The sequence below is a fragment of the Myxococcus qinghaiensis genome (genome assembly GCF_024198215.1).
GTDB classification, from domain to species: Bacteria; Myxococcota; Myxococcia; order Myxococcales; family Myxococcaceae; genus Myxococcus; species Myxococcus qinghaiensis.
The window spans coordinates 1-24,831 of record NZ_JAKCFA010000050.1 but is presented as its reverse complement, the minus strand read 5'-3'; the positions used below and the strand labels follow the sequence as shown (position 1 = coordinate 24,831).

General features: G+C 67.0%; 24 protein-coding genes and 2 pseudogenes. 16 read left to right on the top strand and 10 right to left on the bottom strand.

What is annotated here, in order from left to right; genetic code table 11:
* Window positions 1-91: 91 nt before the first annotated feature.
* From LZ199_RS45435 to LZ199_RS45405, 7 genes are all read right to left on the bottom strand, one after another.
* Window positions 92-1,228: an RNA-binding domain-containing protein gene (locus LZ199_RS45435; protein ID WP_254000096.1), complete on the bottom strand. Its 1,137-nt coding sequence runs from the start codon at window positions 1,226-1,228 to the stop codon at window positions 92-94.
* Window positions 1,229-1,317: 89 nt separating this feature from the next.
* A complete protein-coding gene (locus LZ199_RS45430) occupies window positions 1,318-2,466 on the bottom strand; it encodes an AT hook motif domain protein (RefSeq protein WP_254000095.1) in 1,149 nt (382 codons plus the stop codon).
* 8 nt (window positions 2,467-2,474) lie between these two features.
* Window positions 2,475-3,305 (bottom strand): hypothetical protein, encoded by an 831-nt coding sequence (locus LZ199_RS45425; RefSeq protein WP_323390407.1) that lies wholly within the window; start codon window positions 3,303-3,305, stop codon window positions 2,475-2,477.
* Window positions 3,281-3,619, bottom strand: a complete 339-nt coding sequence (locus LZ199_RS45420) for a hypothetical protein (protein WP_254000093.1) — start codon at window positions 3,617-3,619, stop codon at window positions 3,281-3,283. Before LZ199_RS45420 ends, LZ199_RS45425 begins: the two co-directional genes overlap by 25 nt.
* Window positions 3,616-4,275 carry a 3'-5' exonuclease gene (locus tag LZ199_RS45415; protein WP_254000092.1) on the bottom strand — a complete coding sequence of 220 codons (660 nt, stop codon included), beginning with the start codon at window positions 4,273-4,275 and terminating at the stop codon, window positions 3,616-3,618. The genes LZ199_RS45420 and LZ199_RS45415 overlap by 4 nt, the downstream gene beginning before the upstream one ends.
* Window positions 4,275-5,450 (bottom strand): RecB family exonuclease, encoded by a 1,176-nt coding sequence (locus LZ199_RS45410; RefSeq protein WP_254000091.1) that lies wholly within the window; start codon window positions 5,448-5,450, stop codon window positions 4,275-4,277. The genes LZ199_RS45415 and LZ199_RS45410 overlap by 1 nt, the downstream gene beginning before the upstream one ends.
* A gap of 130 nt (window positions 5,451-5,580) precedes the next feature.
* Window positions 5,581-6,186, bottom strand: coding sequence for a hypothetical protein (locus LZ199_RS45405; protein ID WP_254000090.1), 606 nt, complete (start codon window positions 6,184-6,186; stop codon window positions 5,581-5,583).
* A gap of 1,491 nt (window positions 6,187-7,677) precedes the next feature.
* On the opposite strand from LZ199_RS45405, the gene LZ199_RS45400 reads away from it, so the two are divergent.
* The 11 genes from LZ199_RS45400 (at window position 7,678) to LZ199_RS45350 (ending at window position 17,915) form a co-directional block, all read left to right on the top strand.
* Window positions 7,678-8,400: a sigma-70 family RNA polymerase sigma factor gene (locus tag LZ199_RS45400; protein WP_254000089.1), complete on the top strand. Its 723-nt coding sequence runs from the start codon at window positions 7,678-7,680 to the stop codon at window positions 8,398-8,400.
* Window positions 8,401-8,511: 111 nt separating this feature from the next.
* Window positions 8,512-8,823: a hypothetical protein gene (locus tag LZ199_RS45395; RefSeq protein ID WP_254000088.1), complete on the top strand. Its 312-nt coding sequence runs from the start codon at window positions 8,512-8,514 to the stop codon at window positions 8,821-8,823.
* 6 nt (window positions 8,824-8,829) lie between these two features.
* Window positions 8,830-9,558, top strand: coding sequence for a hypothetical protein (locus LZ199_RS45390; RefSeq protein WP_254000087.1), 729 nt, complete (start codon window positions 8,830-8,832; stop codon window positions 9,556-9,558).
* 77 nt (window positions 9,559-9,635) lie between these two features.
* Complete coding sequence (locus LZ199_RS45385) at window positions 9,636-11,159, top strand: DEAD/DEAH box helicase (RefSeq protein ID WP_254000086.1); 1,524 nt, start codon at window positions 9,636-9,638, stop codon at window positions 11,157-11,159.
* Window positions 11,160-11,165: 6 nt separating this feature from the next.
* Window positions 11,166-14,324 (top strand): hypothetical protein, encoded by a 3,159-nt coding sequence (locus LZ199_RS45380; RefSeq protein ID WP_254000085.1) that lies wholly within the window; start codon window positions 11,166-11,168, stop codon window positions 14,322-14,324.
* Window positions 14,317-14,484, top strand: coding sequence for a hypothetical protein (locus LZ199_RS45375; protein ID WP_254000084.1), 168 nt, complete (start codon window positions 14,317-14,319; stop codon window positions 14,482-14,484). Before LZ199_RS45380 ends, LZ199_RS45375 begins: the two co-directional genes overlap by 8 nt.
* A gap of 91 nt (window positions 14,485-14,575) precedes the next feature.
* Window positions 14,576-15,112 (top strand): DUF2924 domain-containing protein, encoded by a 537-nt coding sequence (locus LZ199_RS45370; protein ID WP_254000098.1) that lies wholly within the window; start codon window positions 14,576-14,578, stop codon window positions 15,110-15,112.
* Entirely contained in the window at window positions 15,109-15,309 is a 201-nt protein-coding gene (locus tag LZ199_RS45365) for a hypothetical protein (RefSeq protein ID WP_254000083.1), read from the top strand. Before LZ199_RS45370 ends, LZ199_RS45365 begins: the two co-directional genes overlap by 4 nt.
* Window positions 15,306-16,865, top strand: coding sequence for a recombinase family protein (locus LZ199_RS45360; protein WP_254000082.1), 1,560 nt, complete (start codon window positions 15,306-15,308; stop codon window positions 16,863-16,865). Before LZ199_RS45365 ends, LZ199_RS45360 begins: the two co-directional genes overlap by 4 nt.
* Window positions 16,866-17,008: 143 nt before the next feature.
* Window positions 17,009-17,284, top strand: coding sequence for a hypothetical protein (locus LZ199_RS45355; protein WP_254000081.1), 276 nt, complete (start codon window positions 17,009-17,011; stop codon window positions 17,282-17,284).
* A 112-nt stretch (window positions 17,285-17,396) separates the two neighbouring features.
* Entirely contained in the window at window positions 17,397-17,915 is a 519-nt protein-coding gene (locus LZ199_RS45350; RefSeq protein WP_254000080.1) for a PspA, read from the top strand.
* Window positions 17,916-18,028: 113 nt separating this feature from the next.
* Here LZ199_RS45350 and LZ199_RS45345 read toward each other — a convergent pair.
* Window positions 18,029-18,130 (bottom strand): annotated as a pseudogene (locus LZ199_RS45345) (DUF2379 family protein); the annotation flags it as partial.
* A 198-nt stretch (window positions 18,131-18,328) separates the two neighbouring features.
* Here LZ199_RS45345 and LZ199_RS45340 point away from each other — a divergent pair.
* Entirely contained in the window at window positions 18,329-19,486 is a 1,158-nt protein-coding gene (locus tag LZ199_RS45340) for a serine/threonine-protein kinase (protein ID WP_254000079.1), read from the top strand.
* Between the two features lie 6 nt (window positions 19,487-19,492).
* Entirely contained in the window at window positions 19,493-19,867 is a 375-nt protein-coding gene (locus LZ199_RS45335) for a hypothetical protein (RefSeq protein WP_254000078.1), read from the top strand.
* Window positions 19,868-19,874: 7 nt separating this feature from the next.
* Here the strand turns inward: LZ199_RS45335 and LZ199_RS45330 are convergent, their stop codons facing one another.
* Complete coding sequence (locus tag LZ199_RS45330) at window positions 19,875-20,228, bottom strand: helix-turn-helix domain-containing protein (RefSeq protein WP_254000077.1); 354 nt, start codon at window positions 20,226-20,228, stop codon at window positions 19,875-19,877.
* Between the two features lie 53 nt (window positions 20,229-20,281).
* Window positions 20,282-20,647: a helix-turn-helix domain-containing protein gene (locus LZ199_RS45325; protein ID WP_254000076.1), complete on the bottom strand. Its 366-nt coding sequence runs from the start codon at window positions 20,645-20,647 to the stop codon at window positions 20,282-20,284.
* A gap of 199 nt (window positions 20,648-20,846) precedes the next feature.
* Between LZ199_RS45325 and LZ199_RS45320 the strand changes: the two genes are divergently transcribed.
* From LZ199_RS45320 to LZ199_RS45310, 3 genes and pseudogenes are all read left to right on the top strand, one after another.
* Window positions 20,847-22,778 carry a serine/threonine-protein kinase gene (locus LZ199_RS45320; protein ID WP_254000075.1) on the top strand — a complete coding sequence of 644 codons (1,932 nt, stop codon included), beginning with the start codon at window positions 20,847-20,849 and terminating at the stop codon, window positions 22,776-22,778.
* Window positions 22,775-23,761: a DUF2381 family protein gene (locus LZ199_RS45315; protein WP_323390403.1), complete on the top strand. Its 987-nt coding sequence runs from the start codon at window positions 22,775-22,777 to the stop codon at window positions 23,759-23,761. The genes LZ199_RS45320 and LZ199_RS45315 overlap by 4 nt, the downstream gene beginning before the upstream one ends.
* 645 nt (window positions 23,762-24,406) lie before the next feature.
* Window positions 24,407-24,831 (top strand): annotated as a pseudogene (locus LZ199_RS45310) (hypothetical protein); the annotation flags it as partial.

Sequence of the window (24,831 nt, the reverse complement as noted above, 5' to 3'; positions counted from 1 at the left end):
CAGACGGTATCCGCGTGCGGTGAAAATCAAGATGAGCAGCTACCCACGGAAGCGTCCCCGCCCGGTCCGTCGAGCACGCTCCCGCAGGCCCCTACGTCGCGTCCGTTCCTAAAGTGAACGGCATTGCATCTAGGCGTTCGTTCCAGCGGCGGGCTTCCGCGTCGGTTGTTTCGGGAGTGAGGCAGCGAGGATCTCCGAAACGGTCGACGATCCAAACATCAATGAGGCCTTCAGGCTCGATGCGCGCTACTGCCATTACCAGAAACGTGCGCTCGCTAATGTGGGGTCTTGCGTCATAGCGGGCAAGGCATCTGAGACCTGCTGCTACGAGTTCAGGACGGTCCGTTCGCTGCTCGGCGCCAATGATCTCTCCGTCGACCGCTCTGTAAACGTACTTCCCCCCAGGCCGAGGCTTGAAGCCTGCGGTCTCAAGTGAAGGCGGAAATCGATCAGTTTCCCCGGAGTAAGCAACAAAGGCAGTGTAGATGCTTTTTAGGTTTGTTTTGGCTTCCGATTGGTGTGTGCGAATCGTGGCGAGTCGGAAGTTTCCACTCAATATTTTGAATAGTCCTCGCTGGGGCTTGATGTCTCTAACCACGGGAGGAATGAATGCGTCTCGCGCTGCACGCAGCGCTTCCCGGACACGTTCTTCATCGGCAGCTCGCTCCGCCCGCTTTCGCTCGTCCTCAAGGCGTTTTGCACCGGCCCATGCACGAATGAGGAGTGTTTCGCGTAACTCAATCCAGTCTTCAAGACGGGAAATAGGTGAGGAGGAGATCGTCACGCTTGAGCGATAGAGTAGGGCTCCTTCAACGAGCGCGTCAGGTTGATGGGCTTCGCCTTTGCTCGTTCGGGCTACAATCGGTACTTTAGAGAATGGACGAACCTCCAGGACGACGCAGGAGCCAATTTGGTGCGTTTCTAGATCGACGGATGGGTCGAGTTGAGCGTTCACGGTGTTTAATGCTTTGTCGCGGTCACTCCATTGTGAAAGCTCACTGGGACTCAGTCCGCGGATTGCACCGGTTTTGTCCTCGATGCCGAGCACGACGAGCCCACCATCTCGGAGATTTGCCATCGCAGCCACGGCCCTAATGACTTTGCGAGCTGCTGGCTTGTCATGAACGCTTTCTTTGAACTCAATTTCTCGGCGCTCTCCCTGCACGGCGAGTGCTTGTAGCTCATGCATGGAACGGGGAATGGGAGGATGGGGCATGGTCGAGAGCATAGCGCTCTGTGCCATTCTGCGGGGGACGACTTTGTTGAGGGAGAACGAAGGCCCTTCGGTGCGCGGGGTCCAAAGGTACTTGACCGTTGTCAGTCGACTCGTGAAGCTTCATCCTGAAGAAGAGGCTCTAGGCTGTGGACTTGGTTCCCTTTCTCCGGCTCGGCCCGGTGCTGAGGGGAATCAGTATCATCCACAGTGCTGGCCACTTCTGCATCCACCTCGCCGCGCTCGGCGGAGGTCGTCTCGCGCGCTGCGCGCAGGGCATGCGCATGCCGGGCCTGCAACCCTTCCAGCGAGAAGCTGGCGTGCAGCTCCTGGCGGGAGTCGGCGCCGCCCATGACGAACTCCTTCAAGCGCACCATGGTGTTGAAGTCGGTGGGGTTGTCGACGCGCACGCGGCCCTCGGCGAGGGCCTCCTCGAAGCCGAGGAGGTAGCCGTCAATCATCTTCAGGGCGTCGTCCTTGGAGACGGCGATGGCGGTGGCGCGCAGCTCAATCAGCTTCTGGTCCGCCTTGGTGGCGATGCGAGTCTTGGCCTCCTCGCGGCGGCGCAGGCAGTTGTGCTCCCTGGAGTAGTTGGCAATGAGGGAGGTGGCGACGCCGAAGCGCTCGGCCAGTTCGCGGTACGAGGCGTAGGACGTCATGGTGGAGCCGTCCGGGAGAGCCTTCACGTCGCCGAAGACGAGGGCCTTGTCGAGCTCCTGGCGCGGGAGGGCGGGCTCCTCGGACTTGAGGGGGCGTCCCAACTTGCGCTGCGCAGTAGGCGGTGCGGGAGGTAGTGCTTCGGGATGCGCGGACGGCGGCGGGGGAAGGAGCGCTTCGGCAGGCGCGGGCGGCGCGAGTTGCGCGGGAGGCGGTTGCGCTTCGGCAGGCGCGGGCGGCGCGAGTTGCGCGGGAGGCGGTAGCGCTTCGGCAGGTGCGGGCGACGCGGGTTGCGCGGGCAGCAGCGGAGGATGCGCTTCGGCACGCACCAGCATCGCGCGTGACGTTTCCGCGAGGAGGCGCTTGCGGCGGCCGAGACAGTCGTGGTGCTCGGCGTACCGGGCAATGGCGCTGTGGGCGACGCCGAAGCGCTGGGCCAACTCGCGGAAGGAGGGGAAGCGCCTCTTCACACGGCCTCGCGTGGTGGGCACCTCCTCGCCCTCGACGAGGAGTCGGTCCACTGTGTCGGGAGGAAAGCGGGGGCCTTCGGCCTTGGTGGGGCGCCCCAGCTTCTTGAGGGGCTTCTTCTGGGCCATGCCTTCTCTCAGCAGCCACTGGAGGGCTGCGCTGCGGTGTCCACGGCCTGGGTGCGCAGGCGTTGCATCAGCCGCGTGCGCTGGCGCTTCAGGCGCTGGTACACCCGCTCGACCTCGGTGGTGTCGCCCTCGACTAGGCGGCTGACGTAGGTGCGCAGCTTCTCTCGCCGGACGACGGTGGCCATGAGGACTTCGACGTCGCTGTGAGGCAGGGTGCTCCGGGCCAGGTGCGCCAGCACGGCGTCGCGCTTTACGAAGCTGCGGCGGGCGCTGAGCCGCCTGGGGCTCTCCACCGGCGTGGCGTGACGGGTGTCCGGCAGCCACTCGGCGAGTTGCTGCTGCGTGTACGTCTCGTGCTGCTCCGCGCGCTCCTTGCGCAGAAAGCGGAACACCGCGCGCGCCGTCTGCTGGCGCAGGCGGACTGCCGTCCAGTCACCCCAGCGGGAGAGAGGGAAGGCGCGTGCGACAGAGAGGAAGGTGGCAAGAACGAGCTGGTCCAGGTCCTCCCGGGGCACCGCGCTGCCGAGGAGGCGGCGGCGCAGGCGCCGCAACATGGGGGCGTAGGCGGCGGCGAGGCCCGCCGTCCACGCGGGGCTGGAGGAGGCCTGTATTTCGGCCACCAGGGCCCGGGTGAGGGCTTCCCGCTCCGGGTACGTCTCCTCGCGCGCGTCAGCCAACGCGACCAGCACCGATTCGAGCGTGGCGTGGCGCGCGAAGGCGGGCTGCCGCGTGCGCGCAGTCGCGAAGACGGCCTGGTGCCGGGGGGAGAGTGCCTCCACACGCAGCAGGCCCAGGAGGTGGCCGAAGAAGTCACTCACCGAGGACGGGCCTCCCACCACTCGCGCACCAGCTCGAGGAAGTCATCCAGCTGCATGGTGACGAGGGGCGTCTGCCCGTCGTCCTTGCACACAGCCAATGGCCAGCGGCCCGGCGGGCACGTCTCCACCGCCTGGCGCATGGCCTCGCGGACGTTGGTGCGCTGGTGAGCCTTCGCCTCCAGCCAAAAACACGGCACCTCGACGTCAGACACCTCCTGGCCGGTGCGGTACTGGAGGCCGCGGCGGATGAGCGCTTGCGGCATGGCGTCGCGGAAGCGGTGGACGAGGGCGCGCTCGAAGTCCGCGCCCTTTCGACGGGAGGCGGCGCCACTCATGAGAGGCCCCCGCCCTCGTCCAGCAGCCGCTCCATGTGCCCGCCACGGCTCATGCGCACGGCGAGGCGGCGAGCCACCTCCAGTGCGCAGCGGGCGTCCGCCATGGCGCGGTGAGGCGTGGGGCGGTGGATGCCGAAGTGCTTGGCCAGGGCGTTGAGGGAGAGGGACTCCACCTCGCCCGTGGCGAGCAGCGGCCACGCGAGGCTGGCGGTGTCGAGGCGGTGGTAGTCGACGGAGGGCAGGGGCAGCTCGGTGCGGCGGTAGCCCTCGACGAGGAAGCCCCAGTCGAAGCTGGTGTTGTGGGCAGCCACGAGGGTGCCTGCCAAGAGCGGCGTCACGGTGGCCAAGACTTCCCGTAGGGGCAGGGCGTCCCGCCACTCCTCGTCGGAGTAGCCGCACACGGCCAGGGCTGCGGGGTCGGCGTCGGTCAGCCGCGTGGGCTGCACGCGCGCCTCGTACTCCGCCAGCACCTTGAGGCTTCGGGCGTCGACGCGGAGGATGGCCACCTCCAGCACTTCGTGCCGGGAGGAGTCCAACCCCGTCGTCTCCAGGTCGATGAAGGCGAGCGTCCGCAGGTGCGGCGGGAGGCTGGGGAAGAGCGGCTGGCGGAGCGCAGAGACAGGAGTGGTGTCGGAAGCAGGGTGAGCGAGCAGCACTATGCGACCTCTTTGGCCCAGAACCTGGGCGAGTGGTGTTTGGCGGCGAGGGAGTCCAGCTCGGCCTTCAGCAGCGCGACGCGCGCGGTGCCCAGGCGCTTGCCCGCGTCCTTCAGCAGCGCATCGAGGGCCTTCTTCTCGACGCTGGCGAGGCGCTGCATCAGCTCCTCACGGGGGAGGCCGGTGGCTCGGGCCAACACCGCGACGGTGGGCTCCAGCGGGTAGTCGAGGCTGGCGACGTTGAACATGCGGTAGCGCGTGCCGGCGAGGACGAGTTCGTCCTTCTCGGCGAGGTGCGCGCGGAGGACGCCCTCCAGCTCCGCCTTGCGTGCGCCGAGAATCTTCGCGAGGTGGGCGACTTCCTGGCGCTCGCGGGCGACGGACTCCAAGTCAGCGGTGTCCTCGCAGACGACTTCGCGTTGGCCCGTCAGCGCTCGGGCGTAGGCGGGGCAGTTGCGCCGGTGGTCGCAGTACACGCAGTTGGGGTTGAGGCGGGCGGGGAAGGACTCCGAGGACTCCATCTGCTGGCCCAGCGTCTCGACGTAGGCGAGGGCGGCGTCCAACTGCGCCTCGGTGCGCGTCGTCTCCTGCAGCACGCCGTGGCGGAGCATCCACATGGACAGGCGCACCTTCTTCGCCCAGGGCCACATGCGGCGCGCGGCGAGGGCGTAGAGGCTGAGCTGGAGGCTGGAGTCCAGCTCCTCGCGGGTGAAGAGCTGGTGGTTGGACTTGTAATCAATGACGTGGACTGTCTCGTCGTCCACCCAGTCGACGCGGTCGATGAAGCCCAGGACAGTGTGGGGCCCCACCGGCAAGCGGAACTCCTTCTCAACGGCGAGGATGTCGCGGGCGTCGACACGCCCCTGCTGGCGGACGAAGTCCTGGAGGATGCCGAGGCCCTGCTGGAAGAGATCCAGGCCGGCGAGGCCCGAGGCGGCCCACTCTTCACGGTAGAGCTGGAGGGCGCGCTCCTCGGAGAGTGGGCCCGCGTACTCGGTGTCGATGACTTCCTGGAGGAGCCGCTCGAGGACGGCGTGCAGCGCCTTCCCGAAGCTCAGGGGCACACCGGGCTCGGCGGTGTGCTTGTCGAGGTAGTGGAGCTGGTAGGACAGCGGGCAGGCCTCGAAGCGGCTCAGCCGGCTGTATGACAAATGCTCGTTTCGCAGGGCGCTCATGACGTGGGCCTCCGGGCCAGTGCAGTGGCGTGTCGTGAGACAGTCATCACGCTCTTTTCGAGAGACACATCAAGTCGAAGCGGGGAGGCAGAGTGGCCTCCTGCGTGTGTTTCACAGGCGCGGGGCACGCTCATGGCGACACCTCGTCCGCGGAGGCCGGCCGCTTCTCGAAGGACATGACGCGTGAGCCAGGGAAGGCGGACAGGACGCGCACCAGCGTGGCGGCGTGCTCCGGAGTGAGCTCCTTCCGGCTCTGCCCTGTGTACGCGGGGACGAGCCACACCTCTCCGTAGGTTTCGGAGCGGAAGCACACCTCGGCGCCGAGAGCCTTGAAGCTGGCGATGTCCTCGGTGGTGAGGCCGCGCAAGTCCGGGAGAGAGGACACGGTGTCCGGCTCGCTCGGCGCCTTCACGTTGAGAGGAGGAGCTGCCGGCCTGGCCTGCTTCGGAGCTGCGCCGTGCAGCGGGTGGCCGAAGAGGTCCAGGGTGCCGGTGGCCGGACGCGGCGATGAAGAATCCACTGGGGCAGGTGACGGCACGGCCACTTCACGACGAGGGGCGGCCTGGCCGTTCGCCTTCAGCCACTCAGTGCACCTGGAGACGCCAGGAAGGGTGCAGCCGCCGTGGGAGAGGTAGCGCAGGCAGCGCCTCCCCTCGCCGGGGACGTACTTCTCACACGTCACACCGGCAGGGCGCTGGGCAGCAGTCGTGGTGGAGAGGTGGTGTGTGAGGGCCATCCGCGCTGTCCAGCGGCATGTGGAGTGGCCGCTACCAGGTAAATGCGGTGGCTTGAAGCGAAGTGGGACACGGGACGATTTCGACGGAATTCTTTTCGAGTTTCGTGGCGGGTGGACTCACGCCGAAGGGCCAGCCCGAGCGGTTGATACACGTCACGCGAGGACAAAGGCCGTGTCCTCGAATTCGGGGACATGGACACGTGCGCCTTCACGAGGGGCCACGAAGTGCTGTCCACCTGGCCACTTGCGGGACGGTGGTGTGTCCGTCGAATTCCTCAACAACGGCGCAAAGTTAGGCCGAAGTGGACAGGTGGACAGCATTTTGAGGGGTAATGCCACATTGGTAAGCCCACCTCCACGCGACCAGCCTTTCGGATTCTCAGCTTCATTCCGGTGGGGAGCTGCGTGAATAGCGGTACCCGTAGAAAGCTGTCCACAGTGTCCACTTCATAGTTAACAATATAAATACATAAATATAATCAAGAGTTAGAGAGGAGAAGGGGTGGACAAGGTGCTGTCCCGGTGTTGTCCACGGTGTCCACACGGCCGTCCACGCCGGAACCGGCCAGAGGGAGGCCGCACCAGCAGGGGAGGGCTCCGCGGCAGACGGGCGGCTGGTGGAAGGAGTGTGAAGAGGCACGCCTCCCGCTGAGTCCGTCCTCAGGAAAAGGCCCTGGCCACGAGCGGCCGACGCCCTTCGGGCGACTCCAACGCGAGTCAGCGAAGGTGGCCCAGGCTTTGAAGTCAGGCATGGCCTGGAAAGCCAGCGGCGCCCTCTGTGTAAAGTTGTCGCCCCGCTACTCTGGCCGACTCACCGGGGCTGGCTGAGACATGGTGACAACGATGTTTCACGTAGCGCACGTCCGCCCGCGTGGACTCATGTCCCGGGGCCTGTCGTTGAACTCGCGACGCAGGGTGTGAATGAGACGTCCACAGGAAGGCAATGTGGGACTACGAGTCACTGGGCATGGATGTCGCAGATGGCCGGCGCGGACATGTCCCCGAAATGGGCCCGGGGACTTTGTCGTGACGGAGGCCAGCGGCAACTGCGTGCCGTGCCCTGCCATGCACTCATAGGGGAAAGCCCGCCGCAGTGACGAAGGAGGGGAGTCTCGTGAGTCCGAAGTCTCAAGGAGTGCTAGCGGGCGAGGCGATGCGACTCCGCTTCCGCTGTCCTCCGCTTTGCGGGTGGCCCGCGCCAGTGGACATGTCTGTCGTCTGCGGCCCCGCCGAGCCTCGCGGATTACCGTAGCCGGCTCCCTCGCAGACGAAGCGACGCGCTCCGCCGCCCTGCCACGTGCAGGCGACTGGCGAGGGCTGTCGTTGGCCACCACGAGGCGGTAGCGCCTCCATTCCACTTCACCCGGCCTCCGCCACGTGCAGGACGCCCGGCAGGACAGGCATTCCACAGTGAGACGGCGTTGGAAGACTCTTCACGAGGGGCTGGAAGCCTCCCTCCGCACAGTCCAGGCAAAGCGCGCATTCGAGGAGATGAAGCTGCACCAGCCGTGCCTTGCTGCCTTCGATGGTCCCGAGGCCCTCGTCAGCTACCTCGCCAACCCGGAGGTGGACGCCGAGGAGAAGAATGGCCTCTTCGCGGAGCTGGTGAGGCTGGTGCGGACGCCCGCGTCCGAGGTGGCCTGGGCGCTGCTGTGGCTGGGCCTGTGGCCGGGGTTGGACTCCGTCTACCAGCGGCGGCTGAAGCACTTCGCAGGCGCGGCGGACGAGCTCGCCTCCTGCCTGGCCGCGGCCTTCACCGCCCTGGTGAAGCGCGTCAACCTGCACACCACCCACCGCGTGGCGGCGACGCTGGTGCGCAGCACGGAGCGCGACGTCATGGACGCCTGGCGGCGAGCCCGGTGCGAAGATGTCCAGCACGCCAGGTACCAGGAAGTGGAGGAGGCGGTGGCCGCGGAGGCCGCAGTGCTGCCCGCGGCCCTGGCGGAGGTGGGCCTCTCGCCGAGGATGCAGGTGGAGTCCCTGGTGAAGTGGCTTCGCCCTCTTCGCGGTGGAGACATGAAGCTGGTGCTGTCCGTCCTCCTCTTGGACGAGGACCAGGCGGAGGCCGGGGCACGGCAGGGGCTGACGCCGGCGGTGGCGCGAAAGCGCTTCCAGCGAGCCCTCCTCCGCATTCGCAAGCAGGTGGAAGCCGAGGGCGGCCCGACTCCTGAGGAGGAGAAGGTGCCAGCGGGCACACGGCCCAAGCCCCGCTGAAACACGAAAAGAATTCAATGAGAAATGTCGGCTGTCCCACGACGGCGCGAAACACCGCATTTGTAATGGAGAGGGACCCAAGTCAGTCAGCCCTCCAAGGCACTCATGAACATGACAATGCTGATTGGTACCAGTGTCCTGGCATTCGCCAGAGTCCCCGTCGGGGATTCGCGGACAGCGGAAGGCGTCCACACGCGCGCTGAAGACAGCGCGAAGGCCAAGGCGGCGCGCGAGTGGCGGATTCCCGAAGACAGCGACTTCATTCGACTGCCAGGCCTCTTCCGCCGTTGGGAGTTTCAGCAGGTGGTGGACACGGACGCGGACTTCCACATTGAGGCGGCGGGCTGCGCGGAGGACGGCACGGAGTTGTTTTCCGTGTACCGGCGCGAGAATGCGTCCGCCTCGGGCCAAGGGGAGGGCTGAGTCACCATGGCCAACATGTGGGAACAGACGGAGGAGATGGCGAAGCGGCACGAGCAGGCAGGGGGCGTCTGGCTGAAGCTGGCGAATGACGGGGACACCGCCGTCGTCGTCTTCCTGGGCGAGCCGTACCCGCAGGAGGTGTGCTTCCTCAACAACAAGTACCTCCCCTTCGACGAGAAGCTGCGGGCGCAGGGCCTCAAGCCCTCGCTGCGCGTGGCCCTGAATGTCGCCCTCGCGGACACGCGAGAGGTGAAGGTGGTGGAACAGGCCGTCACCTTCTTCAACACGCTGAGGGAGCTCCGCGCGAAGTACGGACTGGAGAAGTGGGCGTTTGAAGTGAAGCGCCACGGGGCCGCCAAGGACCCGAAGACGACGTACTCCATTCTGCCCGAGCGCCAACTCACCTCGGAGGAGGTGAGTGCCTTCCAGGCGTTGCGGCAGCACGACTTGCCGAAGCTCTACGCAGCCGAGGCGGAAGGAGGCGTTGGAGCGTCGCCGAGTGCCACCAGCGCGAAGGCGAATGAGCCCGTCGACGTGAAACTCGCACAGGGGATTGCCGCCGCGCTGAAGGCGCTGCCGCGCGAGGCGGTGGACCGCTTCCTCAAGCGCTTCGGCGTGCAGCGGATTCGGGAGGTGCCGGCTGCGAGGGGCGAGGAAGCGCGCACCTTCGTCGAGGGGCTCGTCGCGGAGTACTCGGGCGAGGGACCCGCGGACGTGGACCCCTTCGCCAGCTGAAGCCCGCTTCGTAGTCGCGACTCAATGTGCGTGGGCCGCCGCCCAACGGCGCCTGCGCGCCTTTCCAAGGAACTCCAATGCAGAACGACTTCTCCGAAACCACCGGGGACGGGAGGGGCTTGTCCTCTCCGCGCCCCAATGACGACCTGCCCCAGGAGCCGGTGGCACTCACCCGCCCGGAGGCCGCCACGCTGCGTGTGCGCGTGGGCTCGGGGCTGTGCCTCGCCGCGGGAGAGGTGCCCCCCAAGGTGCTGGAGGGGCTGCTGCGGGCCCTCAGTCTCCCCAACCCCGCGTACTGGAAGCTGGTGCGCTTGGGGAAACGCCCAGGCAGCGAGCCTGAGAAGCTGCACTTCCTCCAGCAGCAGGGCCGGGAGATTCGGCTGCCGCGCGGGGCCATTCACCTCCTGAGGCGCCTGGCGTCGGAGGCGGGCCTGACCCTGGCCCTGGAGGACGCGCGGACGTTGCCCCGAGAGCGCCTCACCCAACTGCCCGCCGTGCCGCTTCGGGACTACCAGGCGGTGGCAGTGGAGAAGCTGGTGAAGGGGACGCAGGGCACGGTGGTGCTGCCCTGTGGCGCGGGAAAGAGTGTCCTGGCCGTGGGGGCCATGGCGCGCCTGCGCACGCCTACCCTCGTCCTCGTCCACACGTTGGACTTGGCCGAGCAGTGGCGAGAGCACATTCGCACCCGCCTGGGCCTGGAGGCGGGCCTTGTGGGCGCGGGAGAAGAGGCAGCCCAGCCCGTTACCGTGGCCATGGTGCAGGCCCTGGCGCGGTGGAGTGATGCGAAGCTGGACGCCTTCCTCGCGCGCTTCGGCCTCCTGGTGCTGGACGAGGCCCACCACGTGGCCGCCAGCGCCTTCTACCGCCTCGTGGACCGCTGCCCGGCCCGGTACCGGCTGGGGCTGACGGCGACGCCGGAGAGGGAAGACGGGCTGACGCCGCTGCTGCGCCTGTACCTGGGCTCCACCCTGGCCGTCGTCTCCCACGAGGAACTCGTCGCGCGGGGCGTGCTGGTGGCGCCCGAGGTGCGGGCCGTGGAGACGGCCTTCGACTACCCCTACTCCGGGGCGGACGACTACGCGCCCATGCTGGAGGCGCTGGCCGGGGACGACGCGCGCAACGCCCTCGTCGTGAATGCGGTGGCCAAGGAGGCGAGGGCGGGCCACGTGTGCCTCGTCCTCACCGGGCGGGTGGAGCACTGCGAGGCCCTGGCGCGGCGCCTCCTCGCCCGGGGGATTCGGGCCGCCGCCCTGACGAGCGCGGTGCCGAAGGCCGAGCGCCGAGCCTTGTTGGAGGCGGCCCGGGAGGGAAGTCTGCCCGTCCTGGTGGCCACCAGCCTGGCCGACGAAGGCCTCGACTTGCCGCGGCTGTCCCGCGTCTTCCTCGTCCACCCCAGCCGCGCCAAGGGCCGCACGGTGCAGCGGATGGGCCGCCTCATGCGTCCCCACCCCGAGAAGCAGAGCGCCGTCCTCTTCGACTTCGTCGACGGACGGGTGCCGCTTCTCCGGCGGCACCATGCCGAGCGTCAGCAGCAGTACGCCCAGGTACTGGGCGGAACCTCGGCCCCGGCCACCAGCCTGGCGCGTGCCGCTGGGGGATGAGCACCCGTGACGCTCCCTGGTGCCACTCCGACGCCGAAAGCTGACGCCATCCGCTCCACGTGGCGGTGGCTGGCCCATGCGGCACACGGGGTGAGTGAAGTCCGCGTCATTCGCCCGGGAGGCGGGGGCCTTGTCGGCCTGGGCTTCTTCGACGACGAGGACGCCTTCACCTCTGCCTGCGTGGAGGCCAACGCCGCCGGCAACGTGTACGTCGGCATTCAGCCACGGCCCCGGCGCTTCTTGGAACTCGCCCCCAATGTCCTCCGGCCCCTCAAGAAAGGCGCAAGCAGTCAGGACATAGCGGTGGTGACGGCCACCGTCATCGACTTGGACCCGGTGCGTCCCAAGGACACGGCCAGCACCGAGGACGAGCTCGCCCACACCCTTCAGGTGGCCGAGGAGGCTGCGGCCTGGTGCGAGGCCCAGGGGCTGTCCCGCCCGCGCCTCATGATGAGCGGCAACGGGGCCCAGCTCTGGTTCGCCCTTCCTCCGCTGTCCCTGGAGGGCGCGCACGCAGACCGCGTCCAGGCGGCCATGCGGGCCTTCGAGGCCGAGGTGCGTGCGCGCTTCCAGTCCGGGCGCGTGCACGTGGACTCCATTTACGATGTGGCCCGAATCATCAAAGTGGTGGGCACGGTGAGTCGGAAGGGGGAGGGGGCAGCCGAGAGGCCACACCGGGTGGCCCGGGCCCTCTCGGGCTTCGAGCGCGTGGAGGACGCGCTCCTGGCCGAGCGCTTCACGAAGGTCCTGCCGGCCCCCGAGGTACTGCCCCTCCCCACCAGCAGGCCGCTGCCCCTGGCCACGCCCGGAGCGACGCCCCCCGGGACGACGAAGGCCCGCCGCACGCCGGAGGGAGGGTACGACTGGGAGCACCCGGTGGAGATGTGCGGCCCGGTGCAGCGCCTGTGGAATGAGGGCGCGGAGGACAGGAGCCTCGCCATTTTCGACATGGTCCGCTTTCTCGCGCACAAGGGGCTGGGCCTCGATGAGGTGACAGCCCTCGTCCTCGAGTACGACAAGCGCGGCCTGGGCAAGCTGAAGGGGCGAGACGGCAAGGCCTACGTCCGCAACGCCTACGAGAAGGTGGTGGCCACCGCGCGTGAGGACGGCACGGTGGCGCCGCCGTGCCACTCACTGCAGAAGCTCGGCTATTGCCACGTCAACACCGCGCCGGAGGTGCGATGCGAGCTGTACGACTTCGTCTTCGATATTGAGAAGGCCGTGGAGAGGGTGCCCGCCGACGCGCCCGCGAAGGAGGTGGAGTACCGCCTCAAGCCGATTCTGGAGGCCATTGCCCACCGGCACCCGGCGCTGCATGACTTCTACCTGGAGTCCCTCCAGCAGCGCTTCGGCCTCGAGGAGGAGAAGCTGCGCCGTGCCCTGGCCCGGGTGACAGGCGCCCGGAAAGCCCCTGCCAAGGCCTCGCGAGACGAGGACTCAGAGGACACGCTGGAGGGCGAAGTCCTCGAGGGCCCGGACGGCTACTACGTGAAGGGCTACGACGACGAGGAGAAGCGCGTCTCCTCCTTCGTCCTCATGCTGACGGCGCGCCTGGAGACAGCCGACGACGAGGTGTACCTGGCGGACGCGCGCACGGACAACGGGACGCAGTTGAAGGGGCTGAAGCTGCCGCTGAAGGCCTTCCACTCGAAGCGGGACTTCATTCGCCACCTGCCGGTGGGGGACATGCAGTGGGTGGGGACGGACAACAACGTGCAGGGCGTGCTGCGCCTCCTGACGCGCAAGGCGGTGCCGAGGCTGCCGGCGGCGAGAATGCTGGGCTACCACCGGCACCAGGGAAAGCCGCTGTGGCTGACGCCTCGGTGCACCCTGGGCCCGGAGGGCTTCCTTTCTCCCTCACCCGTCGCGTACCTGCCGAATGGGGCGACACTCGAAGCCCACGTCCGCTACGAGGAGGCCAGCGACGACGCCTTCCTCGAGGTGGCGCGCGTGGTTTTCGAGTACCTGCCCCGCGTCAACACGCCCCAGGTACTGCTGCCCATGCTGGGCTGGTTTTTCGCGACGCCGCTGAAGCCGCGTCTCATGGAGGCGGCCGGGGCCTTCCCTCTCCTCTTCATTCACGGGACGCAAGGCGGCGGAAAGTCCTCCCTGTGCACGGAAGTCTTCTGGCGACTCTTCGGCGTGGTGCAGAAGGACGCCTTCAGCGCGACGGAGACGGAATTCGCGCTGGTGAAGCTGCTGTCCTGCACCACCTCGGTGCCGGTGGTGGTGGACGAATACAAACCCCACGACATGCCGCAACACCGTCTCCACCAGTTGCACCGCTACATGCGGCGCCTCTACCGCGGGGAGACGGAGGAGAGAGGACGTCCCGACTTGAAGGTGAATAGCTACCCGCTGCATGCCCCGCTGTGCATTGCTGGGGAGACGCGCCCCCAGGAAGCCGCCCTGGTGGAGAGAATGCTGACGGCCATGCCCGAGAAGGCGACGGTACAGCGGCCGGAGTGCAAGACAGCTTTCAGCAAGCTGAAGGCCGTGGACTTGCCCCTCTTCGCCCCTCGCTACATTCAATTCTGCCTGGGCCGGGACTTCGACGCGGACATGCGCGTGGCGCGGGCTGTGGCGGACGTCCTCCTGGAAGGCAGGCAGGTGCCGCCCCGCGTCGCCGACAACGTGACGGCCATGCTGCTGGGCATTCACCTCTTTGAGGAATTCGCGAAGCAGTGCGGCTGCGCGCTGCCCGAGGACTTGGGGGCCCGGGAGGCGGTGGAGGTGCTGTTGTCGGACGTCCTCGAGACGGAGACAGGCGTGAAGAATGCCCTCGACGCATTTCTGGAGTTGCTGTCCGTCATGGCGATTCAGGGCGAGGTGAAACACCGCGTCCATTACACCTTCGACAAGGAAGGGCGCCTGTGCGTCCACCTGGAGTCGGCGTACGACGCGTTTCGAGCGCACTGCAAGCGCATTGACTACCGAGGCGAGGTGGCGGACGTGAAGGCCCTGCGGCGCATGCTGCAGGAGAACCACCGCCAGGGTGGCTACGTTGCTGCCCTGGGGGAGCGCGTCTGCTTCGCCGGGGTGGAGAGTCGCCGCCGCGCCTTCCTCGTGGACTTCGCCAGAACCACCCTCGTCTCGGCCGACGACTTCCCTCGGGTGGACAGAGGGCCTGGCGCACGTAGCGGGGAGGAGTACCTCAATGCGTAGTCTACTGCCGCCAGCCGTCACGCGCGACAAGGCAGAGGCGCAACGGCTGCGCCGCGAGGATGCGGTGGATGTCCTGACCGAGGCCCTCTGGGAATTGTGGGTGCGCCAGCACGCGCGGCCTACGCAAAAGCAAGCCGAGAAGGAAGACACGCATGGCTGAGACGCTGACTCTCGTCTTGTCTTCTTCTGGGGACAGAGCGTCCATGGACTTCGCCCGAGGGCCTGTCGCCCCGGACGAGGGAGACACCACCATGGCGAAGAATGGGACTGCGCGCGCCGCGCGCAAGCAGTTGGCGGACGTGCCACAGCAGTTGGCCGCGCTGGCCAGCATGTCTGTGCCGCAGCTGGCGGAGAAGTACCAGGAGCTGTACGGCGAGCCCACGCGCAGCCGCAACCGGGACTATTTGAAGAAGCGCCTGGCCTTCCGTATTCAGGAGCTGGCCGAAGGGGGCCTCTCCACGCGCGCCGTGGCACGCATCGCGGAACTGGGCGACACGCTGCCCGAGAGCTGGCGGATGCGGCAGGCGGAGGTGGAGAAGAAGCCCGCTGGCCTCCTGCCCGCTGTACCCGACGGCCGCGACGCCCGGCTGCCGCCGCCCGGCACCGTGCTGACGCGTGTATACCGAGGCACGGAGCTCAGGGTGACGGTGCGGGAAGGCAGCTTCGAGTACGAGGGCACGCTGCACCGCAGCCTCTCCAGCATCGCCAAACTGGTGACGGGGACGGCCTGGAACGGCTTCACCTTCTTCGGCCTCAAGGCCGGCAGCTCGGAGGCGGTGAAGTCATGAGCGGCCCCTCCTTCTTTCAGACGCACATGGGGCAGCGGTTCTACGAGGGGACGATGCCGGGGCTCGTCCGTGAGCTGAAGCGCCTCAACGACAACGTGGAGCGACTGGTGGCTGTGGCCGAGCGTTTCGCAAGGTCGCTGCCTTCCTCGAGCGCCGGTGCGGAGACTCCGCCACCAGGGGACTCGGAGGGAAAATGAGGAAGCGCAAGCCGACGCGGGTTCCGACGGACGCGAAGCGCTGTGCCGTCTACACCCGGAAGTCGACCGCCGCGGGCTTGGAGCTGGAGTTCAACTCCCTCGATGCCCAGCGCGAAACCTGCGTGTCCTACGTGCAGCGCCAGCCCGGCTGGGCTCTCGTGGATGAGAGGTATGACGACGGCGGCTTCACCGGCGCCAACATGGAGCGTCCCGCATTCCAGCGGCTGCTTCAGGATGTCGACGCGGGGCTGGTGGACGTCGTCGTCGTATACAAGGTCGACCGTCTCTCGCGCTCCCTCCTCGACTTCGCGAAAGTCATGGAGCGCTTCAACGCGGCAGGCGCTTCCTTCGTTTCGGTGACGCAGAACTTCAGCACGGCGGACGCGATGGGGCGCCTGACGTTGAACATGCTGATGTCCTTCGCTGAATTCGAGAGGGAGATGATTTCCGAGCGGACGAGGGACAAGATTGCCGCCGCGAGACGCAAGGGCAAGTGGACTGGTGGGCGCGTGCCGTTGGGCTACGACGTCGTGAATAGACGCCTCGCGGTGAATGAGTTTGAGGCCGTGGTGGTGAAGGAGGCCTTTGACTTGTACCTCCGACACGGGACGGCTTCGGGCGTGGCTCAGCTCCTCAACGAGAAGGGGCGGCAGACGAAGCGGTACGAGAACCGGAGCGGTGATGCACAAGGCGCTCGTCCCTGGACGACGCAGGATGCCCTGCGCCTGTTGCGCAACCCCCTCTATGTCGGCCTGATGTCATATGGGGATGAGACGCACCCCGGAGAGCACCCGGCCATCGTGGATGAGGACGCCTTCCGTCGGGCTCAGGCGATGCTGGAGGGACGTCGCTTCGGCGGCCAGTCTCACGGACGCAACCCGGACTACGTGTTGCGTGGCCTGCTGCACTGCGGCCTCTGTGGGGCGGCGATGACGCCCGGCAGCAGCCGCAAGGGCACGCGCGAGTACCGCTACTACCGCTGCACCACCCGGGACAAACAGGGGCGGAGTGCCTGTCTGTCCGCCCCCATGGCGGCACCGGCCCTGGAGGACTTCGTCGTTGCGCGACTCCGCGAGGCCTCGGTGAGCGGCCCCCTCGCAGGGGATGTATACGCCCGCCTCACGGCACGATTGGAGGAGAAGCACCAAGCCCTCCGTGCCGAGCGCGCGCAGTTGCCGAAGGAGCTGGCCCGGCTCTCCAAGGAGTCGGCGAAGTGGGTCGACTCGCTTTCTCACTTGGAGGGGCCTGCCCGGCGCGTTGTCGAGGCGAAGCTGATAGCTGCGGAGGAGAAGGCCATGGGCCTGGAGAAGCGACTGGCGGAGGTGGAGCGCAGCTTGGACGCCACGAAGGGTGAGAAGTTGGAAGCCGCGTGGGTTGCTCAAGCCCTCGCGGACTTCGATGCCGTGTGGGACGCCCTCGTCGCATCCAATCGGGGGAGACTGCTGCGCGCGCTCATCAGTCGAGTGGTGGCGAATGAGGTGACGGGCTGCGTCGACGTGTACCTTGCTCAGGCCGGTGACGGTGTTGCGGCCACGCGCGGGGATGCAGCGGCGTGAGCACGAGCCTCGAATCCTTGCCAGCGGAGGTGAGCCTCCTCCGCGCGCACTTTCACCGCGTCCGCCGGATGGGCGTCACGTTCGTCGAGGGGCCCAAACCTCCCCCGCGCGAGGAGTCGAGGCGGCCGTCCCATGTCGCACGGATGGTGGCCCTTGCTCACCACCTGGAGGCGGCCATCAACCGGGGGCAGATGCGGAACGCAGCGACTGTGGCACTGCAACTGGGACTCACCCGAGCGCGTCTGACGTACCTGCTGGACTTGCGTCTGCTGGCGCCCGACATCCAGGAGGAGCTGCTGTTCCTCGAGGCGGTGGATGGAGACGAGCCCCTCGGCGAGAGAGTCCTCCGAGCCGTTGTACACGCGGGGACGTGGGAAGCGCAGCGTCAGCGCTGGCGCGAGCTGAAGGCTTCATTCTGAGTCGGGAGCCCGAGTATTCGGACTCCTTGGTGTAACGTGAGTGCAAGTGGCTGTATTGGGTGTTGAAGAATCGGCGGGCCGAGTGGCCTGCGAGGAAAGCGAGCGGAAGCACATGCAGAACGACATGAAGAGCACCATTCAGGCTGCGGTGGCGGAGGAGGTGGGGAAGGCGATGGGCCGGCAGTTGGAGCTGCTGGAGAAGATTGCTCAGTTCCTGGGCATTGAGCCGGGCCCGACTCGTGTGGCGTCCGCGCCGAAGGGCACCCCCGTACCCGCGCCCGTGCCTGCGCCCGTGCCTGCGCCCGCGCGGAAGCGTCCGTCCTCGGTGCCCGTGCGGAAGAGGGTGAGGCCGCAGGCCGCGCCGAAGCCTGCGAAGGCGGGCCCCGCGCCCCAGAAGAGTCGCGGGCGCCCTCGCGGGGCGGGACGTGCAGCGACGGTCGCAGCCACCAGCCCCAGCCCGGAGACGCCCGTCCCATACGAGGAGGGGCAGGAGGTGCGCTACAAGCAGGGTCGGGGCGCCTTCACGGCGAAGGTGAAGGCCGTCGACGCGAAGGCCAAGACGGTGACGATGGAGCGCGTCTCCGACGGCAAGCAGGTGGTGCGCCCCTTCGACAAGGTAACGCCCGCCTGAGTCTGGGCCACGAAGCGCCCTCGCAGGAGGGCGCTCCTGCGGCAAGCAGCTCATGAGCGCGCGAGACGCCTTCGCCCGGCACGCCGCTGCTTGAAGGCGCTCCGCGCTCGTCGTTACGACTCGTCGGCCATGTCGTCGAACTGCCCCTGGGCGAGGGCGCGATAGTGGGGCACGACTTCCAAGGCGAGCACGCTCCTCATCTCCTGGAGGGCGCTGCCTTTGCGTGCGCACCGACTTCCCATTGCTGGCTGGGAATGGTACTTTAAAGGTGAGGCTGACTAAACTTTTAAGGTAGCATTCTCGGCGCGGCCCCGCCGCCTTCTCTCACGGCTCTGCGCGCCCCCAGGCGACCGCACGATGGGCTTCGTGTTGCCGTGACGTTGTCCCTCTCATTCGTTGATGGAGTGTCACACATGGCCATTACCGCGGATGAAGTCAGCACTGAAGAGCTTCCGGGCCGCCAGTCCTCACGGACTCTGCCCTTCAAACCCCACTTCCTCTTCAATGTGGGGGAGGTCCGCTATGAAGCCCTTGAGGAATTGGAGAGGCGGCAGTCAGGAGAGGTGCTGCTGCTGGCCCAACGCCGTGTTCGGAAGGAGGCGTTGGCGGGCCGCTGCTTCGTCCGCCGCCTGCCGAGTCCCAGCACCTATATGCGCAGGCAGAGGCTGGTGGAGGAAGTGCAGCTGGCCTTCCGCCTCCAGCACCCAGCCATTGCCCAGGTGCTGCACCTGGGGGTTTACGACGACGCGCCGCACGTCGTCATGGAGTACGTGCCCGGCCCTTCGGTTGAGACGCTGGTGACGGCGGGTGTGGTGCGCGGGCGCCCCATGTCCGAGGCCTTCGCCCTCTACGTGGGGGCGGAGTTGGCGGAGGCGCTGCACCACGCGCACACGTTGCAGGACGAGGACGGGCGCCCCCTGGGCGTTGTCCACCGCGACGTCAACCCCCGTCACGTCGTGGTGGGCCTGCACGGCGAGGTGAAGTTGATGAACTTCGGCGCGGCCTACTCGCTGCTGGTGGGGCGCGAGGAGTCCCCGCAGAGTCTCGTCCGGGGAGACGTGGCCTACGCGTCGCCGGAGTACGTCCAACGCCAGCCCCTCACCCCTCGCTCGGACGTCTTCAGCCTGGGCGTGTTGCTGGTGGAGCTTCTCACCGGCAAGCACCTCTTCGACGTGGACGCGGTGCCGCGCGCTCCCCAGGGCAAGCCGCCGCGAGTGGAGGGCATTCCGTCGCTGCCCTTGAAGCAGATGCGGGCACTGCTCGCCACCCTCGGCCCGGCCTTCGTCGAGAAGGCGGTGGAGGCGCTGGCGCCGGAGGTGAAGGCCATTCTCCACAAGGCCCTGCGCGCCAACCCGGAAGAGCGCTTCTCGTCCGCAGCGGAGGTGCGTGACGCGCTACGTGCGGCCCAGTCCCTGCGAGGCCAGTCCTATGGCAGGCCGGAGGTAGCAGAGGAGGCGGCGCGGGTGCTGGTTGAGGGCGGAAGCATGCGCGACAAGGTGGAGTTCGGCGAGGCGGGCCTCTACCCGGAGGGGTTGGACGCGCATGAGTTGGCGGCCCTGGAAGAGGAGTAGCCCGCCATGTTGTGTCTGCGCGTCTCCCTCAATGGCCAGCGCCTCACCACGGCAGGCCTCCCCGGGTTTGGCGTCGTCACGGCGATGCTGCACTGGGCGCACTTCGAAGAGGCCGAGCTGCGGCACGTGTCCGACGTGACGCTCAGCATTGGCGGCTCGGAGGGTGAGTCGCTTCTGGGGTGGCATGACGGCCCAGTGCGCCCCGGGGACACCGTCACCATTGAGGTGTGCGAGGCGGCCGTGGCCGACGCCCCTCACCGCACGTCCCTGTCGAAGGAGGACGGGGCGAATGAGGTGTCACGACTCCAGCGGGAGTTGCAACGGCTGGAGACTCGACTGTCCGAGGTGCGCGAGGCGTTGTGGCTGTGTGGCGATGGCTAACGGCCCTTCATTTCGCCAGCACGGTGGCCATGTGGAGAAGGGCCTCCAACTGTGCCTCATTCAGCTTTCGCGCCACGTACAGCAGCCGGCGCAGGGAGGGGGCGTCGTCCTCCGTTGTGCGAGGCCCCTTCCCCGCATGGGCTGCCTCCGTGAGGCCAAGCAGTTCCTCCGGGGACACCTTCAACTCGGTGCACAGCCGGTACAGGGTGGGGACGCTGGGCAGCATCTGCCCGCGCTCCAGGCGGCTGTACACGGGGGGCACCAGCCCCACGCGCTCGGCGACGTCCGCCTGGGTCAGCCCCAATTGCTCCCGGGCGGCCCGGGCTGTTGTCCCAATGGTGACTGCCAATTCCTGGTTCATGAGGTGAGGCGCAGTGTACCTGAGAAGTCACGTCCTCAGGCAGTTGGTAGCCGTCACCGCAGGGCGGGGAGCAGATGCAGCAGGGCCTTCACCTGGCGCTCCTCCAGTTTGCGGACTTGCTGAACCAGCTGACGCACGGAGGGCGAGTCAGGCGGAGGCGTGGGGCGGCGGACGTGGCCCATGAGGACGTCTGGCGAGGTGTCGAGCGCCGTGGCGAGTTGGTGCAACGTGCGGACGCTGGGCAACATTCGTCCGCGCTCCAGTCGACTGTAGACCTCCGTGACGAGTCCCACCTTCTTGGCGACGTCGGCCTGGGTGAGAGACAGGCGCTGCCGCGCCGCCCGGGCGTTGGTGCCAATGGTGCTCGCGAGGGTGGGCGGCTGCTCGTCCTGGGGACTGTCTGGCGATGGAGCGGGCATGGGAGTGTCGTGGCGCGAGGAGGTGTCATTCCAATGTATGAGGTAATGCACGCCGTTTGCAACCTGGCGGGTAGTCAAGGCGTCTGAAGGAGAGGACTGCTCTTCCAGGTTTTGGTAGCGTGGTGCCCCTGCCGGGAGGGCGAAGCCGCATGCGGCCAGGTGCAGTCTTTCAGTCCGCATTGCACAGGTGGAGGGCGCCATGAGGGACGACGGTCCCCCGGCCGTCCTGTCCCACGGGGACGTGGTGGTGGGCTACACGGTAGAGCGGCAGCTGGGACGCGGGGGCTTCGGTACCGTGTACCGCGCGACGTGCGAGGGCCAGCCTTCCGCGTTGAAGTTGCTGCACCTGCCTCGCGCGGGCGGGCGAGTGGAGAGGGAAGTCTCCATTCTCCTGCGCCTGCGGCACCCCAACGTCGTGGGGATTCGTGGCTTCGGGTACTGGCCCGCGGCGGCGCCAGAGTTTGCCTTCATCGCCATGGAGTACGTGGAGGGGCGGCAACTGGACGCGTGGGCGAAGGAGGAGAACCCCTCCGCGCGGCAGGTGCTGAGGGTGGTGTTGGACGTGGCGCGGGCGCTGGCGGCCACCCACGAGGCTGACGTGGTGCACCGGGACGTGAAGGAGGCCAACGTCATGGTGCGCGCCTCCGACGGCCTGGCGGTGCTGGTGGACTACGGCGTCGGGGACTACGAGGGTGCCCCTGGCGTCACCCTCTCCATTCTTCCTCCAGGGACGCCCGAGTACCGCCCTCCCGAGGCTTGGCTGTACCTCGAAGCGCACTCCGGCGTGCGGGGGGCCCGCTACATCCCCAGCCCGGCGGACGACTTGTGGGCGTTGGGCGTTGTCCTCTACCACTTGCTCACTTCGCGGGTGCCCTTCGAAGCGGAGGATGACCAAGCCTTCATCAACGCCGTCATCTCCCATGCGCCCGTGCCACCGCAGGAGGTGAATGAGCGCGTGCCGCAGTCCTTGAGCGACGTGTGCATGCGCCTCTTGGAGAAGGACCCGACTGCCCGTTACCCGGACGCGCTGGCGCTGTGCGGGGCGCTGGAGGCGGCACTCGCGGGGGCAGACACGACGTGGGACGTCCCCCTCTGTGACACGTATGGCCCGGACACGGCCACGACGGAAGGAGACCTCGACGAGTTGGCGAAGTGGGTGAATGACCCGCTGCATCGGCCTCGTCGTGGCAAGAGGCCCAGGCCCGCTGTCGCCGAGGCCGTTGCCGAACAGGACGCCGAGTTTGGTCTCGATGGCTTGGTCCTACCTCACGCTGAAGGACACGAAGGGGATGTCGCTCCGGAGTTACCAGCGGAGGCGGCACCGTGGGCCGAAGCGAAGGAGCGTCCGCGTCGTCCGGCCCGTCGCGGTAGACGATGGGCGACCGTCGGGATGGGGATTCTGGGGGTTGCAGTAGTGGCGGTGCTTCTCTGGGGCGAGAGAGAGGCGCCCCAGAGGGGAGTGCAGACCGGCCCGCTGCGCCAGGAAGTAGCGGCATATGGAAAGAAACCTCAAGCTGGCCAAGCCGCAGCTCCCACCGGGCCGGAGGCAACACCTGCGGCCGTCGCTTCTCCCGCGACGCTCCCCGAGGTTTCTGCCACCGTGGCTATTGTGACGACGAAGAAGAGTGAGACCCTGCCTCTACAGCAGTCCCCGGCGAAGGGCACTGGCAGCATCCGCAAGGTGATGACGGCCGCCGCCGTCTGCACGACGCTCGCTTGCACTGGCTCTCAGGTACGTCCGCCGCCTGACCCTGAGCCGTGCCCTGATGGGGCTGTCGAGACCATGGAGAATCTGGGCATCAGAGTTGGGTATGAGCATCCTGCTACATTCCCTATCAAGGGGCCGCCCAAAGTAATCTCCGTGAAGGAGGGTGCATCCCAGTTGCGACTGGTGGGGGACTGGGAGGACATGCCTAGCGGCGCTGTTCTGTCAGGACGGCTTTTCGTGGGTGACCGTGTTTATGGACGTCTGACGCGGGCTCGTACGAGCAAGGGGAACTTTCCCGTTTGTTTGGAGGTGCTGTCGGGAAGTGGGGGGCGCGGGCTGGAACTGGAGAATGGTGGTTCTGGTTCAGAAGGGGGGCGCGTCTTTTCGACAGTTGCAGTGAGGGCGGTGCGCGAGTTTGAGTGAGACTTTCCAATGATGATGGTTCTTGGTCCCCATTGCTATTGCTCGCCCCTCTAGGAGTGACAATCAGCTTGCCCTCGTACTCGCCGCTCATTCTCCTGGCGTTAATCCTCATGGGCGAAGCTGCCAGCGCTCAAGTGAGCCCTGCCGCTGGTGGCTTGGGAGCACGCCGGATTGAATTGGCACCAGAGGCTGCGCGAGCGGTTGCTGAGGTGATGGTAAGCCCGGGGCTCTCCACAGTCTTTAATTTCGATTCGGAGTTGCTCCGCGATGGTTTGGAATTAGATGGGCGTGAGCGCTTCGCACTTGTGGACGTAGGACAGAGCACCTTGAGGTTGGTCCCGTCAGAGCGCATCTTGTCCGGAGAGCGACTTCGACTGATGGTGCGCTTCCGGGATGGGGCAGAGCCAGGACTCGGGGCTTTTGTCCTGGTTGTGCAGCCCGCGCAGCCCGAGATGGTCGTCGAGGTATACCGCAAGAAGCGAACGGTGGAGACGTATCGACAGGAGGCGCATGAGGCTCGAATAGAAGCCGAGCGGCTCAGGGATGAACTCAAGCGCATGAGGGCAGAGTGCCGGGGGCCGGGTGGGCTGGCAGGACTTATTTCCATGGAGTTGATGGGGACTCAGGGGGTCGAGCGTCGCGATCTGGGGAGGGCTGTTACTCAGGCGCCTGGGAGCGCCTTGATGGCACGAGCTGTATATAGCTTTCGCACTGCCCGGAGGGTGGCTGTTGAGGTCTGGTTGGAACTGCCTGATGGCTCGCAGCCCTGGATTGCAAAAGGTGCGTCGATCAGAAGCAAGTCGGGCGAAGAGATGAAGGTGCTGCAAGTGTGGCAGGACGTATCGGTGACGTCGGAAAAGAGCCGCAGGGTTGCTATTGAGGCGGAATCAACGGCGGATGCTGTTCGAGGGCCTTTCACCCTGAAGTTATGGGAAGCGGACGGCCCCCGCACCGTCACGCTGGGCAACGTCACGTTCCCATAGCTCGGAAGTGGTTGGTGCCGTGCCCTCTCGCGGTTTCCTTGCGTTTGGGGGCTTGTGGGAGTTGTACTTTTCAGGTTCAATGGATTGCACTTTTTGAGTGTCGTCCCTGGACCCTGGAGAGCGAAATGACCCTCGTGGTGCTGGAGTGTGTGCGAGTACCTGTGCGCCTCCACTGTCGTAGTGGCGGCAGATTGAGAGCCGGGAGCGACGCCCCTGAGCCGCCCTCATGATTCCCCTCCACTGAGCTGAACAGCGCTTTCGGTCGTCAGTGCGGAGCGTTGGCACGTCCTTGAGTGGCATGTGCTGGCGTTGCGCTATGTGCCGAGTAGCCGTCTGCGCTTCGTTGGGCGGCCGCCCTGAAGGGCGCTGAGGAGCCCTTCCTCAGTCATTCCTATTCATTCGTTTGGAGTCATGAACGGATCCAGGCTCGCCTGGCGCCGTGGCGTGACACGTCTGTCTGCTGTTTGGACTGCGCTGGGGCTTCCTGGCGCCGGTACGTGACACGTCTGCCCACGGCTTGGCCCAGTCGGCCTGCCGGCGACTCCCGCAGTGCAATGCACTCACCCCGCAGCCCGGCGCCCTGCCGGACTGAACGGGAAGCCTCTGTCCATTGCCCCGTTGCTGGGGCCTTCACAGGAGACGTCGATGTTCATGCGCTGGGCCGTCGTGTTGCTGCTGGTGTTACCCGGAGTGGGGTGGGCGGAGGAGATTGCCTATGAAGACGACCTGGCGAAGGTCGAGGACGACACCGTCCTCCTTGAGCCAGAGGTGGACGAGCAGCTCGAGCCCTCCATGGACGAGGGTGACGCCCTGGTCGAGGAGGAGCCGGCCTCGTCCGGCTCGGGCTCTCGCTGGGCGAACCGGCTGAGCCTGGAGACCACGACGTGGATGTTGCTGCCGCGGAGAGGGGCCGGAAGGGACGAAGGCTTCTTGCAGGTGGTGCCGCGGCTGGAACTCGTCAAGCCGGGCATGCTCCACCTCGACCTGGGCGCGCCGGTGCGACTGCGGATGTGGGGCGCAGAGGAGGGCGCCAGTCTGGTGCGGAAGGAGGACTGGGACGAGCTGTCCGA

Excerpts from the sequence above, each read along its gene's own strand:
- LZ199_RS45355 (WP_254000081.1), top strand. The coding sequence starts at position 17,009 with ATGGTGGCCCTTGCTCACCACCTGGAGGCGGCCATCAACCGGGGGCAG.
- LZ199_RS45395 (WP_254000088.1), top strand. The coding sequence starts at position 8,512 with ATGACAATGCTGATTGGTACCAGTGTCCTGGCATTCGCCAGAGTCCCC.
- LZ199_RS45330 (WP_254000077.1), bottom strand. The coding sequence starts at position 20,228 with ATGAACCAGGAATTGGCAGTCACCATTGGGACAACAGCCCGGGCCGCC.
- LZ199_RS45410 (WP_254000091.1), bottom strand. The coding sequence starts at position 5,450 with ATGAGCGCCCTGCGAAACGAGCATTTGTCATACAGCCGGCTGAGCCGC.
- LZ199_RS45360 (WP_254000082.1), top strand. The coding sequence starts at position 15,306 with ATGAGGAAGCGCAAGCCGACGCGGGTTCCGACGGACGCGAAGCGCTGT.
- LZ199_RS45375 (WP_254000084.1), top strand. The coding sequence starts at position 14,317 with ATGCGTAGTCTACTGCCGCCAGCCGTCACGCGCGACAAGGCAGAGGCG.
- LZ199_RS45335 (WP_254000078.1), top strand. The coding sequence starts at position 19,493 with ATGTTGTGTCTGCGCGTCTCCCTCAATGGCCAGCGCCTCACCACGGCA.
- LZ199_RS45390 (WP_254000087.1), top strand. The coding sequence starts at position 8,830 with ATGGCCAACATGTGGGAACAGACGGAGGAGATGGCGAAGCGGCACGAG.
- LZ199_RS45435 (WP_254000096.1), bottom strand. The coding sequence starts at position 1,228 with ATGCTCTCGACCATGCCCCATCCTCCCATTCCCCGTTCCATGCATGAG.
- LZ199_RS45340 (WP_254000079.1), top strand. The coding sequence starts at position 18,329 with ATGGCCATTACCGCGGATGAAGTCAGCACTGAAGAGCTTCCGGGCCGC.
- LZ199_RS45420 (WP_254000093.1), bottom strand. The coding sequence starts at position 3,619 with ATGAGTGGCGCCGCCTCCCGTCGAAAGGGCGCGGACTTCGAGCGCGCC.
- LZ199_RS45370 (WP_254000098.1), top strand. The coding sequence starts at position 14,576 with ATGGCGAAGAATGGGACTGCGCGCGCCGCGCGCAAGCAGTTGGCGGAC.
- LZ199_RS45320 (WP_254000075.1), top strand. The coding sequence starts at position 20,847 with ATGAGGGACGACGGTCCCCCGGCCGTCCTGTCCCACGGGGACGTGGTG.
- LZ199_RS45430 (WP_254000095.1), bottom strand. The coding sequence starts at position 2,466 with ATGGCCCAGAAGAAGCCCCTCAAGAAGCTGGGGCGCCCCACCAAGGCC.
- LZ199_RS45405 (WP_254000090.1), bottom strand. The coding sequence starts at position 6,186 with ATGGCCCTCACACACCACCTCTCCACCACGACTGCTGCCCAGCGCCCT.
- LZ199_RS45350 (WP_254000080.1), top strand. The coding sequence starts at position 17,397 with ATGCAGAACGACATGAAGAGCACCATTCAGGCTGCGGTGGCGGAGGAG.
- LZ199_RS45325 (WP_254000076.1), bottom strand. The coding sequence starts at position 20,647 with ATGCCCGCTCCATCGCCAGACAGTCCCCAGGACGAGCAGCCGCCCACC.
- LZ199_RS45385 (WP_254000086.1), top strand. The coding sequence starts at position 9,636 with ATGCAGAACGACTTCTCCGAAACCACCGGGGACGGGAGGGGCTTGTCC.
- LZ199_RS45365 (WP_254000083.1), top strand. The coding sequence starts at position 15,109 with ATGAGCGGCCCCTCCTTCTTTCAGACGCACATGGGGCAGCGGTTCTAC.
- LZ199_RS45400 (WP_254000089.1), top strand. The coding sequence starts at position 7,678 with ATGAAGCTGCACCAGCCGTGCCTTGCTGCCTTCGATGGTCCCGAGGCC.